The organism is Pseudofrankia sp. DC12 (assembly GCF_000966285.1).
Taxonomy (GTDB): domain Bacteria; phylum Actinomycetota; class Actinomycetes; order Frankiales; family Frankiaceae; genus Pseudofrankia.
Map to the genome: position 1 here is coordinate 3,222,946 of NZ_KQ031391.1, position 12,716 is coordinate 3,235,661.

The window sequence follows — 12,716 nt, forward strand, 5'->3', positions numbered from 1 at the left end:
TAGACCGTCCATGAAGTGCTGCGCGGGCGCAGGTACCGTGCGGCCCGCTGACGCCTCGAGGACCTTTGTCCAAGGGCCAGCACTACGGAGACTCAGACGCTGGGATTTTACTACCGGCGACGGCGCGGCCGGCCGCGCATCCGGTGAAAGGACGACGAGCGACATAGAAATTACCGGGCCGTAACCACACCCGGTGACCCTCGGGCGCCGTCTGTGACGGACAGTGAGGCGCAGGGCCAGGGTAAGGCCGGCGCGACGTCGCACATCAACCAGCGCGGGGCGGGCAGGACACGATCATCTCCGGCCAGGGCGCGAGGGGTCACGCTAGTTGTGACCTGTGACCTGGACGTAGTCGATGACCATCTTCTGCGGAAACCGGGTGCCGGCGGGCGGTGATCCCGGCCAGTTACCGCCGACCGCGAGGTTGAAGATCAGATAAAAGGGGTGATCAAACGCCCACGTCTGGCCCGGGGGCATGTCGTCGACACTCACCGAACCATAGACTGTTCCGTCGACGGAGAACTGAAGAATTCCCGGGTACCAGTCCATCGAGTACGTATGAAAACCAGCCACCGTCGCCGCCGGCAGCCGGTGGATTCCCGCCACGCGGGCGTAGGCCGCGTCACCCTGCGCCGGGCCGTGGACCGAGGCGTAAATCGATCCGTTCGGCGCCGGCAGCTCAAGAATGTCGATCTCGCCACTGACGGGCCACCCGACGCTGTCGACATTGCTGCCCACCGCCCAGAAGGCGGGCAGCAGCCCACCGCCGGTCGGCAGCACGAGCCTGGTCTCGACATGCCCGTACTGGAGGTCGAGGGAATTCTTGGTGGTCAGCCGGCCCGAGGTGTAATGGCCGGTTTTCCCATCCGCGTCGCGGATGTCTTCCCGCCTGGCCGTGATGACCAGGTTTCCGGCGCCGTCGAGCGCCACGTTCTTGTTGCTGGACGTGTAGACCCCCAGCTCATTGTTGCCCCAGCCGCCGCCACCGGTCTCGAACGTCCACCGGGAATCCACCGTGGCGCCGGCCGGGCCGGCGAAGTCGTCGGTGAAGGTGCCGCGAATCGTCGCGGCACTGTCAAGGGTCACGCTGACCGCGCTCACGCTCACCTCGCCGCGGCGCGGGCGAAAGCCCAGGTCGACGACCTCACCGGTGACCGTCACAGGCACGAGAACGGCCAGGGCATGGCCAGCACCCACCCGCGCCGCGACGTCGAGCGCCGAGACCACGGTCTGGCCGCCGACGGTGACGTCGAACATGTTCTGTCCGACCCCGGCGTCCCTGGGCGCCAACAGATGGAGCACCACGGCGTACGTGCCCGGCTTGACCACCGGAAGCTCATAGCCGCTGCCGTCGACGCGCGCCTTGCGGTACAGGGCGGGATTGCCCGTGCCGGCGGCGCCCGAACCGGCAGTGGCGACCTGGCCGCCGCGGGCCACGGAAACATCCGGCTGCCAGAAGGTGCCTCGACTGTCCGTAATCCCGACGGAGCCGGCGACCCACCTTTCGGACGGGCCACTCGGCCGGGGCGTCGACGGCCCGGAATGTGAGAGCCCGCAGCCGGCCAGCACCCCGGCCGCCGCGAGTGCCAGAGCGACGGCCCGGATATGCGCTCCGCCAGCGGCGCGCCGGCCGCCAGCGCGTCCAGGAGAGCGAGCCCGGCCCACCGCCAGACGAAGATTGTCCCGTTCGCCAGCCCGTCTGTGTGGATGTTTCAAAATCCGCTCAATCACGACATCCCCCCGGGGTGCTATTCTACCCGGAGGGCCGCGAGACGTGAACCATCCAGAGAACTATTCAGTTCTTTACCATGAGATCCTACGGCCAGATCTTTGCCAGCCCGCCGCGCACCGGAAACGTCACTGTAATGAATTCTTCTCATGATCTTGAATCGCGACGTGGGCGCGCCAGATGTTTTTGACTCCCCGAGACGCAAGCAGCGGACGGCGCTCAGCGAACCCGGGGTGCCGGCGTCGGCCCCAACCCCCGCCAGTGCCCGGGAGCGTGTGAGCGTTGCCCGTCCATTTGCCGATGGTTCGATCGATGGCACGAGATTGCAGTGCGCCTGACCGTCCGTTGTTACCGCAGGGCTCGACACACCGGTTACGCGCCAGATCAACAACGAGTGGACCCTCTGGAGCGGTGAACACCGGTCCTCGTAATATGGCCAGGCATGGGCGGAATATGTGCCGCGTGTGCAGCTGTCCCGTACCTGGTGGTCGGCGTCACGCAGAAAAGCCAACAGGTGTGGGCCGGAGGGCGGACGGGCGGCGGAACCCACGCCGGCCGTCCCTAAATATCTCTACCTCGGGAGGGACTCTCCCCCGCCATGACCACGACTACAGGCAGACACTCGAGCCGGCGACCAACGTCGCATGACCTTCCGACGTCATCCGCATCCCGTCCACCCGGTCGCCGACCAGTCCGCCGAAGAATGTTCACTTCGGTCGGCGTTCTGGCTGTAGTCGCGCTGGGGGTGGGCATCGGGCTGAGCCGAACCGGTGACCTCTCGGCGAGTCCCATGCCGGCGTACGCCTCTCTTGTGGGCGACTTCACCTGCATCACCTCGACCGACGGCTCGTGCGCCGTGACCCCGGGCCTGAATGCGACACCAGACCAGCTCACCGTCGAAGCATGGGCGCAGGACGGCGGGTCCGATTCCAAGGTGCCCATCGTCGCGACGAACGTGGGTGACTACGGGTTCGTCCTGCACGCCAACGATCCCGACGGCGCACCGGTCGCTCGACGCAGAATTCACGGCTCCTACGTGGCTTGGTTCCACTGCGCCTCGAACGCGGGGCCGCCGTGCAGGCACCAGCACGGCGGGGGCCAGACGGTCGCGGGGACCGCTACCGCGCTACCCACCGAACCGGCGACGACGCCAGACGACTCGACCACCTCCCCGGTGCCCGGGCCTACCAGCACCGTGCTGCCCAGCTCGGTCGCGACGTCGCCGGCGGGCCTTCCGCAGCCTGGCCAGTCCACTCCGGCCGTGGTTCGCACCGCCCCGGGCGTCACGGCCGCGCCGGCCACCACCGCTCCGGCGCCCGCGAACGGCGCGGCGCTCCAGTGGGCGGACGAGTTCAATGGGGCGGCCGGCACCGGGGTGAACAAGGCGGACTGGACCGCGGTCAGCGGTTCGCACCACGGCGAGCTGGAGTGCTACACCCCGAAGAGCAGCAACGTGGCGATGGATGGCCAGGGGGATCTGGTCCTCACCTCGCGGCGTGAGGCCGGGTGCGACGGGATGCCCTACACCTCCGGGCGGCTGGAAGGCGTGAACAAGCGCACTTTCAAGTACGGATATTTCGAGGTCCGGGCGAAGATGCCGACGGCACCCGGCGCATTCCCCGCATTCTGGACACTTGGTGCGAACTATCCGTCCGTCGGCTGGCCGCGCAGTGGTGAAATCGACATCGTCGAGGTCACCTCGAACGTGCCGGCCTCCGTGCACACCAACATCCACGGGGTGGACACGGCCGGAAAGTCCTGGCAGTCCGGGTGGGGCGGGGCCGGGACGTACGCCTCGTCGAGCAACGTGGGCGATGCCTTCCACACCTACGGCCTCAACTGGACGAGCAGCGCGCTGCAGTACTACTTCGACGGCAAGCTGATCCACACCATCAGCCGCAGCTCGGTGCCTGTCTGGCTCTGGGACCAGGAGAACTACCTGCTGCTCAACCTGGCGATCACGAGCACCAGCGGTCCGGACGTCCAGACCATGGACGTCGACTACGTCCGGGTCTACTCGGCCAAGCCGTAGCCGGGCGCGTTTCCTGGTCCCGGCGCAGGGACCAGGGCCGCGGACCCCTCCGTGGGCGGCCATCCGCGCGACGCGGGTGGCCGCCCACGGTCATTTCGGTTCTCGGGTGCGCCACGCCTCCGATCGATCGCCGATCCGGCCGCGTCGCCTGATCGAGACAACACAGGGCAGGTCTTCCGGCACCCGTGGCCGAACATGACGACGGACGAAGCCGCTGCCCCTCCGGGGGCGTTACCAATGCCACTTTCACGAACAGGAAGCCAATCCCACCGGCCAAGCGCTCAACAGCGCACCAATACCTTGGCCGGCCAGTAGACCGCGTGATTACGCCGGAAGACCCACCTCTGCCGGGCCGCCTGATTTTCTCGGCAGGCCCACAGAGGGCCCACACGGGCGTGATAAAGTCTGCGCGATGTAGGGGGCATCGATTCGCACTGCACTAGGTGGGATCTGTACTAGCTGGGATCTGCACTAGGTGGAATCCGCACTAGCTGGGATCCGTGCTTGCCGAGGTCCGCGCTTGGTGGCGTCTGCGTCCGCCGCGGCCAAGTTTACGGGGACAGTGGCCGGATGTGTCGCGGCTGTAACAAGGACTGGCTGGATCCGGTGCCAGGCCAGCGCCGTGTGACGCCTTCACATTGGTAAGCAATGCCGATCTATGGCGCTTACTGAATGACGCTGAACGCGACGCAGCGGCGTGGCCCGCTGTGAGGTCGCCTACCAGCGGCTTCCACTGTGGCGACCGCTAGCCGGGCCGGATGCGCGGAGCGATCCGCACCTTGCGGCGGAGTGAGCGAAGGGCTACACAGGGTCTGGTTGTGGAGGGGACACAACGGCCCGCCGAGCCCGCTCAGCCGGACGGCGCACGCCCCCTACCTCGACAGCTGAGAGGGCAGGGCAGAGTGGTCAATATGGGGTCCCCGGAAGTCGACGCACGCGGTGACGATTCCGCCCAGCGCACTGGTACGGAGCGCCGGGCTGACGGCACCGCGTCGCCGGACGCGCCGCCGGCACCGGGCCCGGGCGACGCCCCGGGCGACGACGTCTCGGCACCGCCCCTGCCAGCCCTGGACGCCGAGTCAACCGTGCGCGTCGAGATCCCCCCGGCACTTCTTGATCGCGACAAGCGCCCGCCGGCCCCGAAGTCACCGGCCTCGGCCGAGCAGACCACCCGCGTCAGGCGTCCGGCCGCGGGTCCCGGTCGGACGGGGTCCGACCAGCGGAAGGTGGCGGCCGAGGCGTCAGCGGCGGTGGTCGAGGACCCCCCGAAAGAGCCCCACCCGGAACAGCCCGCGTCAACCAGCGGCCGGCGGCCGGCGGAGGCCGTGGCGGATGAGCAGTCCGTACCCAGCCGGGCGACGCCACCGGCCCCGGGCGTCGAGAAGGCCAAGGAGGCGCCCCGGTCGACCGGCGGCGCGCACCCGGCGATCGCCGTCGAACCGAAGCCAACGACACCGGCCGACCCGAAGACGACGGCCTCGGCCGGCCCGAAGACGACGGCACCCGCCGGCACAAAGCCCGCCGCCTCCGCCGGCCCGAGGCCCACAGCGCCCACTGACCCGAGGCCCACAGCACGCATCACCCCGAGGCCCGCGGCGCCTGGCGCGACGAAGCCGCCGACGCCCGTCGGGGCGCCCGCGGCGCCGCCCGACGCGGGAACCTCCGCGACCACCGGGTCTCATCTGCTGCCCGAATACCTGACCGGTCTTCGACCGCTACTCAAGTCGCCTCTCGCCGACCCGGAACCGGCCCAACCTGCCGGCCGGCGCCAGCGGATCGTCGACGCTCTCGTCAAGGTGCTGTGGGCGTCCGGCCACGAGCCAGCGGACCGGGAGAACGCCTCGGCGACGGTCAACGTGCGTCTCGTGCTGTCCGGCGTGACGCTGCTGTCGTTCGTGCTCGGGGTTCTGGCGGTCGCGGCCGGCCTTACGCCGGTGCGGGTCGCGGCGATGCTCGTGTTCTGCTTCGTCGGCATTGGCACGGCGCCCTGGGCGCTCGACACGAGAATGCGGCTGCCCACCCGCCTGGCGATGATGACGCTGGTCAGCTTCTCCGTGCTGACCTTCGTCGGGACGCTCATGCTGGCGGCCCAACGCTGGCATCCAGCGCTCGCCTTCACGCTGGTGTCGCTCGTCTGCGTCCCGCTCCACTGGATTGGCTTCCGCCGGGCCTTCGTCGAGCGACGCGGCGCGCGGCTGGTCGCTGATCTCACCCCGGTCCCGATGGGGGCGTGGAACGGCGTCGTGGCCTCACTCGGCCTCCGCCAGTTCCCGGCCCTTTACTGCGCCGGCCCGGGTGCGGTGCTCTGCCTGATGGCCGCGCTGGGCCACCGCCACATCGTCAATCCCGGTGTGTACGGATTTCTGACTCACGTCGGGCCAGTCTGGTATCTCGGGCTGGCCCTCATCGTCATTGGCATCGTCATCGCGCCGCGGGGCGACGAGCGTGCCCTGGCCGTCACGGTTCTGCTGCTCCTCTTCGTGATTTCGTTCACGCCGGCGCTGATGTACGACGCTCCGCGGCAGCCGTCGGCGACCAAGCATGTCGACCTCGTGCAACAGATCCGGCACGTGCACCACCTCGACGCACTGGTGCTGGTCTACAACGGCTGGGCCGGCTTCTTCGCGGCCATGGCCTGGCTGTGTGACATCGCGGGCATCCGCGAGCCGATGGGGCTGGCGACGTTCTGGACGCCGCTGGTGGGCGTCTTCAAGGTCTTCGCGCTGCGTTACTTCGCCGGCAAGGTGCTGCCGACGGCCTACCAGAGCTGGATCGCGGTCATCCTGGGTGTCCTGGCCGACACCATCGGCGCGGACTATTTCTCGCCGCAGTCCGTCGGCTACGTGATCGGCCTCATAGCCTTTGGCCTCGCGCTCTCGAAACGGCGATCCACAAACCGGACCGTCCTGTTGGTGAGCGCCGGCCTGCTCATCTCGGTCACCCACCAGCTCAGCCCGTACATCGTCGGCGGGGCTATGGTGATCCTCGTCGTCTTCCGCCAGGTCCGCCCGTGGTGGACACCGTTGACGGTGCTGGGCCCGGCCATAGCGTGGGCGCTCCTGCACTGGAACGAGGTCAGCGGATTCATCAACCTGCACGACATCGGGGCCTCGCAGAACTTCCAGCCGCCCAAGACCGACGGCGCGGTCGGGCTGGTCCGCCAGCCGATCGTCGGCGAGACCGTCCACGCGCTGATGCTGGGCCTCGCGCTCATGGGGCTGATCGGCGGGATCGCGGTGCTGCGCAACAGGCGCGCCGGCGCTGTCTGGGCGCAGGCGTGCTGCCCGGTGGTAGGCCTGGCGGTGGTCGCGGTCAATCCGTACGGCAACGAAGGCATCTTCAGGGCGATCCTGTTCGCGCTGCCCTGGCTGTCGGTCCTCGCCGCGCGGATGTTCACGAGCAGGCGAGTTCTGCTGCCCCGCCTCCCGCTGCTCGCGGTGACGGCGACAATGACCACCACGTTCCTGGTCGGGGCGTACGGGCTCGACGACATCAACGTCGTCCGGTGGTCGGACCTCAACACCCTCAGGTACTTCCAGACGGTGGGGTACAGCACCTCGCCAGCGAACGCCTACTACGTGCTGCAGCTGGGGGCTGGCGACCTGCCCGCCTCGATTCCCACGAGAACGAACTCCCACCGGCCACTCAAGATCGACGACCTGCAGTACGCGCAGGCCGCCAACGTCGCGCTGCCGCCGTCGACCCGGATGCGGATTCTCACCGCGCGCCTGATCGACTACTCGCAGGAGCCCGCCTCCCAGGCTCGTCTGTACGCGATCTGGTCGCCGGTCTCCTCGGAGTACGGCTACGACTACGGCGTCGAGACGCCCACCGAGTTCGCCGCTCTGCGCGACGCGTTCGCGGCCGCGCCGTACTGGTCCATCGCGAGAGACGAGGACGGCACCGTGCTGTTCAAGTTCGAGCCGTCTCGCTACCAGACCCCGACGCCGTAAACCCGCGGGTGCCACTCGTCAGGAGTGGCACCCGCGGCTCTCGGCGAGCCGCGGCCAGGAAGACCAACGGCGCCCGGCAGAGCGGAGCCACTCCGGCGAGACCGGAACGCCCGCGTCGCCGGGCGCCGCGTGTGTCAGCTTCGGCTCGGGACCTGACGTCGGGCGTCCAGGGCGCGCGTCGGCTCGGTCGCGAGGATTTCCAACGCTCCCTGCACGACCGCCGGGTCGAAGGTGGTGGCGTTGAAGGTCGCCGTGACGTCGACGCCGCCGTGGATCTCCGAGATGAAGATCGAGATCCCGTCCGGATCTCCCGGGGTGCTGCCGATCAGGTAGCGGCGGTCGGCCGGGCTGCCCGTCCACGGCAGCTTCTCGAATGCCTTCAGCCGGCCACAGTGGATGAGCGACAGCGCCGGGCGCGCGGTGGCCTCGGCGAGCGTCGGCGGTTGGGCGGTGCGCTTGAAGCGCCGCTTCGCGGTCGAGGCGACCAGTGCCATCGTGGCCAGCGGCCGAGCGACCGACATGACCTCGTCGATGACCGCGTTCAGCTGCGCCGGGTCGCAGCCGTCGGCCGGGCAGACGTAGATCGAGGGCGCGAAGTTGCCGTACAGGACGGCGCCCTGGGGAAGGAACTTGCGCATGTCGACGCTGATGTTGACCCCCGGGCGCACCGGCGGCAGGCCGGACGTCTCGAGGGCGGCCCGGGCCGCGGCGAACAGCACCATCGTCCTGGTGATGCCCTTGGCGTTCGCCAGCCGCCAGGCCCGGATCTCGGCGAGGACGTCCTTGCCGAACCGGACGCTGACCACGCCGAACTCCTGGTGCCAGGGCACCAGCGGACCGGGCTGCGCGGTCTCGGCGGGGGGAGCGGGGGCCGGAAGCCGCAGGGTCTCGAGCACCCGCTTCGGCTTCCGGCGGAAGTAGTTGTCCAGGGCACGTACCAGCGGGAACCGAATCGACGGTTTCGCGATCGCCACAGGCTGCTCGCCGGTGATCGCACACCTGATGAGTTCCGGCCAGATCTCGTTGATGCTCAGGCCGTCAATACAAGCGTGGTCGACCAGCAGCGCGCAGAAATCCGTGCCGACCGCGATCTGAAAGGGAAGCTCCGTGACCGGCCAGTTGTAGAGCCGCGCGACGATCGTCTCCGGCGTCACGGCTGGGGCGTCGGCCGTGGTGGGCACGGCGCTCAGGTCGGTCATGTCGATGACCATGCTGTCGCAGTGTCGGCCCAGGTCGGCGGCAGGAACCGTCACCCAGCGCGGCGCCACCCGGTCGACCCGCCAGAGGATCCGATGCCCCGGACAGAGCCCGGCCAGCCGGCCCAACGCGCCCCGGACCTGATCCGGCGACGGGGCCTCAATCGGGCCCAGGTAGGCGACGGTCCGCATGTGGAGGCAGATCAGATCGCGGCCGGATATCGGAATACGCCGCGCCTCGCCAGGCCGGGCGATCAGTTTGCCCTTCGCCGTTGACACTGGTCCCCCTCGCCTTTCGCCAGTATGCCGGCCTCATGATAGGCGGCGGCAGTTTCGCCTGGTCGTCGCCTTACGGCCGGGTCACGAGCTCACGGAGGGCGACGGCGCCCAGGCGGCCTGGCCGGCCCGGCCACGGGCCTTCAGATGGTCGGCCAGCCGGATCGCCAGGGCGACGATCGTCAGCGTCGGGTTGACGTGGCCGGCGGTCGGGAACGTGGAGCTGCCCGCCACGAACAGGCCCTCGGTGTCGTGGACCTGGCAGTTGCGGTCGACGACTCCCGCGCGCGGACTGTCGGCCATCCTGGTCGTCCCGATCGGGTGAGCCCTGTCGATGATGTTCTCCGGCCAGGCCTCGCCACCCTTGAGCCAGTCAGCCGGTTCCGGACTGGCATACCCGAGGCGCCCGAGCTCCTCCGCCAGCAGCCCGGCCAGCCGGCCGGCCGAGATCCGCTCGCGCTCGCTGACCCGCCAGTCGACGCGGGAGATCGGAACGCCGAGCCCGTCCATCCGGTCCGACAGGGTGACGCGGCTGGCTGGATCCGGCTCCTGCTCGACCAGGCAGTAGACGTCGACCCGGCTGGCCTGGAAGATCGGCGGGCGATGCCGCCGGGTCATCCGATAGGCACCCGCGGCAACCGTCGGCGCGTTGCGCAGCAACGTGAGCGCGTCCCGCCCGGGCGTGGGGTCGGGTACCTCGTCCTCGCGGCGCCAGAAGCTGGCCAGCGCCACCTCGTCCTGCGCCGGCTCGCCGCCGCCGCGCAGCCGGGACGCCAGCCGCTGGCCGGCGTGCCAGGGGTCGCCCGTCGCCGGGTACTCCTCGAGGAAGGCCGCGCAGTTGAGCAGCTCCTCGTCGCGCTGGGCCCGCGGGCTCAGCCCGACGCCGTGGATGTAGACCTGGCGCCCGTCCGGCCCGTCCAGCCAGTAACGCCCGAACCGGTCGCGCAACCGCCGGGCCGAGCCCGGCTCGACCGACGCGATGACCGAGCCCGGATGGTCCATCAGGAACCGGCCGACCAGGTCGTTGCGGTTTCCGACCCCATGCGGGACGACGCGGTTCGAGGCGAGCATCAGCCGGGCGTTCTCGATCGCCCCGCCCGCGAGCACCACCACGGCCGCGCGAATCCTGGCCTGGCGCCCGGAGGTGGACGCCACCTCGACGCCGCGCACGACCGCGCCGGTGTCGTCGGTGTCGACGTGGGTGACGGTCGCGTGCAGCAGGACGTTGACGTTGCCGGAGCCCACGGGCCGTCCCGGCTCGTCCACCTCGGCGTCGTTCCCGGCCGCCCGGGGCAGCACGTCGACGCCGAACCTGGTCGGACCCGCGGGATCGGTGGCTCCTCGGCTGAACTGCCAGAACCGCGGGACGAGTCGTGACTCGGGCAACGGCGGCCCAGCCGGGCGCCGGCCGAGCAGGGCCCAGAGCCGGTCGTCGTAGAGGTTCGGGCCGAGCCCGAGGTAGGTCCGGGCCCGGTCGAGGAAGGGCCGCAGCTCGTCCCCGGTCAGTGGCCAGCCCGAGTGCGCCACCCAGGGCCGGTCGACGTAGTCGATCTCGTCGAGCTCCGCGCAGCGCCCGGTCCAGATGCGCGAGGTGCCGCCCAGCGCGCGGGTCCGCATCAGGTCCTGGTCAGCGACGCGCGACGCGCCGACGTTCTCGACCTCGTTGAGCGCCGCGACGGCGGCCTCGGGCTCCCGGCCACCGCTCTCGACCACGAGCACCCGCAGCGCGCTGCCTGCGAGCTCCGCGGCGAGCGTCGCGCCGGCGGGACCGCTTCCCACGATGCACACCTCGGTGGTGAGCTCCGTGTCTGGCGGCAACTTGTCGAGATCGAACACGGTCACGGCAGCCCCCCAACGCCCCGTGGCTCGACAGCCCGTGAGCTGGCGCGCGACCGGAGGAAAGACAAGACGCCGCCGAGCGGACGTCAGCCGTGACGCACCTCTCGGCAGGCGATGCCACCTCAAAGTACAGGCACGGCCCGTGGCGTTCGTCGCCGAGGCGGTCACCCACCGCCCTGGCGACGGCGATCAACTATGACCGGCCTCACCCAGACCTCACCCCGAACATCATCGCCGACCGCGTTGGGTCGGCCACGGTGGCCGCCACCCAATCCACGGCGCACCTGAACGACCGCCATGCACGGCCGGCTTGCATTCGTATTATTCGATGTTGTGAATTTGGCGTCGTTCCTTGGCTGCCAGCGGGTGGCCTTGACCATTCGCCAGCCCAGGGCGCTGTCCGGCGGCGGACGGGGACGGGTATCCTCCTGGTTAGGCCTGTCTGGGCGGCGCCAGGTCGTGGGGGATACCAAGCCCGCCAATTCTGTTTGCGACACAGGCACCATGTGCGGCGCTCGCCCACCTCGCCCGGCCATGTTGGTGCCGAGCGGTTCCGCCAAATGTGCATCGGGTGATAGGGGGGGCACCTTGGCTTTCGACGAGAAGGCGCCCGGCGACGCCATCGGCGCCGCCGGGAACGAATACGAATCCGCGCGATCGTCGGCGACACGATTGCCAAGCAGCGCCGAACTGGTCACCGCCTCAGTCGTAATTTGCGCGTACACGCTGCGCCGGTGGGATGACCTGACGGCGGCGGTCACGTCGGTACGTGCCCAGACTGTTCCAGCCGGCGACATCATCGTGGTGATCGACCACAACGAGGAGTTGCTCGAGCTCGCCCTGAGCAGCTTCTCCGACGCGGTCGTGGTGCCGAACGCCGGCAAGCCCGGTCTCTCGGGAGCCCGGAACACGGGTGTGGAACGGGCCAGGGGTGACGTGGTCGTCTTCCTGGACGACGACGCCTGGGCCCAGCCGGACTGGCTGGAGCGCATGCTCGCCCACTACACGGATCCGGCCGTGCAGGGCGTCGGAGGCGCCGCCCTGCCGCGCTGGCCCGAGCAGGGCGCTGGCCCGTGGCGCGGCGCCCACGCGGGCCGGCCAGCCTGGTTCCCGCCCGAGTTCGACTGGATCATCGGGTGCAGCTACATCGGCCTGCCCACGTCCGTCGCGCCGGTGCGAAACCCGATCGGCGCCGGGATGTCCTTCCGGCGGTCGGCCTTTGCCAGGGTCGGCGGATTCAGCGACGGACTCGGCCGCGTCGGGTCGATTCCGCTCGGCTGCGAGGAGACCGAGTTCGGCATCCGGCTGCGCCGGGACGTGGCCGAGGCCGTCATCCTCTACGAGCCCGCCGCTGTCGTCCTGCACGGCGTCACGCCGGACCGGACGACCTGGCGGTACTACCGGCGCCGGTGCTTCTCCGAGGGCATCTCCAAGGCCGTCGTCGCCCGCCGGGTAGGCCAGGAGTCGGCGCTCGAGGCGGAGAAGGCCTACGTGCGACATGTCCTACCGCGCGCCGTGCGGCGCGATCTGCGCAGCCCACGGACGTGGGGGCGCGCCGCGATGGTGCTGGTGGGCGTGACGTTCACCGTCGCCGGCTATGGCCGGGGCGCGATCGCGCGTGCCACTCCGTGACCGGTCGGGTGAGGATCCGTCCCCACCCGACCGAACAACCGCGGCCGGCGGGAGGGCGC

Annotated in this window: 6 protein-coding genes; 3 read left to right on the top strand and 3 right to left on the bottom strand. The window is 69.8% G+C overall.

Going from position 1 to position 12,716, the window contains the following annotated elements; genetic code table 11:
• Positions 1-324 precede the first annotated feature (324 nt).
• Complete coding sequence (locus tag FRADC12_RS12765) at positions 325-1,731, bottom strand: family 16 glycosylhydrolase (RefSeq protein WP_084010661.1); 1,407 nt, start codon at positions 1,729-1,731, stop codon at positions 325-327.
• 701 nt (positions 1,732-2,432) lie between these two features.
• On the opposite strand from FRADC12_RS12765, the gene FRADC12_RS32225 reads away from it, so the two are divergent.
• Both FRADC12_RS32225 and FRADC12_RS12775 read left to right on the top strand, forming a co-directional pair.
• The gene (locus FRADC12_RS32225; protein WP_232303759.1) at positions 2,433-3,761 is read left to right on the top strand and encodes a glycoside hydrolase family 16 protein; all 1,329 of its coding nucleotides are present in this window, start codon (positions 2,433-2,435) and stop codon (positions 3,759-3,761) included.
• Between the two features lie 1,325 nt (positions 3,762-5,086).
• The gene (locus FRADC12_RS12775; protein WP_157488833.1) at positions 5,087-7,714 is read left to right on the top strand and encodes a hypothetical protein; all 2,628 of its coding nucleotides are present in this window, start codon (positions 5,087-5,089) and stop codon (positions 7,712-7,714) included.
• Positions 7,715-7,848: 134 nt separating this feature from the next.
• On the opposite strand, the gene FRADC12_RS12780 is transcribed toward FRADC12_RS12775, so the two are convergent.
• Both FRADC12_RS12780 and FRADC12_RS12785 read right to left on the bottom strand, forming a co-directional pair.
• Positions 7,849-9,189: a hypothetical protein gene (locus tag FRADC12_RS12780; protein WP_157488834.1), complete on the bottom strand. Its 1,341-nt coding sequence runs from the start codon at positions 9,187-9,189 to the stop codon at positions 7,849-7,851.
• An 81-nt stretch (positions 9,190-9,270) separates the two neighbouring features.
• Positions 9,271-11,028: a GMC oxidoreductase gene (locus FRADC12_RS12785; protein ID WP_045876811.1), complete on the bottom strand. Its 1,758-nt coding sequence runs from the start codon at positions 11,026-11,028 to the stop codon at positions 9,271-9,273.
• A 585-nt stretch (positions 11,029-11,613) separates the two neighbouring features.
• Between FRADC12_RS12785 and FRADC12_RS12790 the strand changes: the two genes are divergently transcribed.
• Complete coding sequence (locus tag FRADC12_RS12790) at positions 11,614-12,657, top strand: glycosyltransferase family 2 protein (RefSeq protein ID WP_084010663.1); 1,044 nt, start codon at positions 11,614-11,616, stop codon at positions 12,655-12,657.
• Positions 12,658-12,716: the final 59 nt, after the last annotated feature.

Bases quoted from the DNA above. Each gene is read 5' to 3' on its own strand.
- FRADC12_RS32225 (WP_232303759.1), top strand. From the start codon at position 2,433: ATGTTCACTTCGGTCGGCGTTCTGGCTGTAGTCGCGCTGGGGGTGGGC.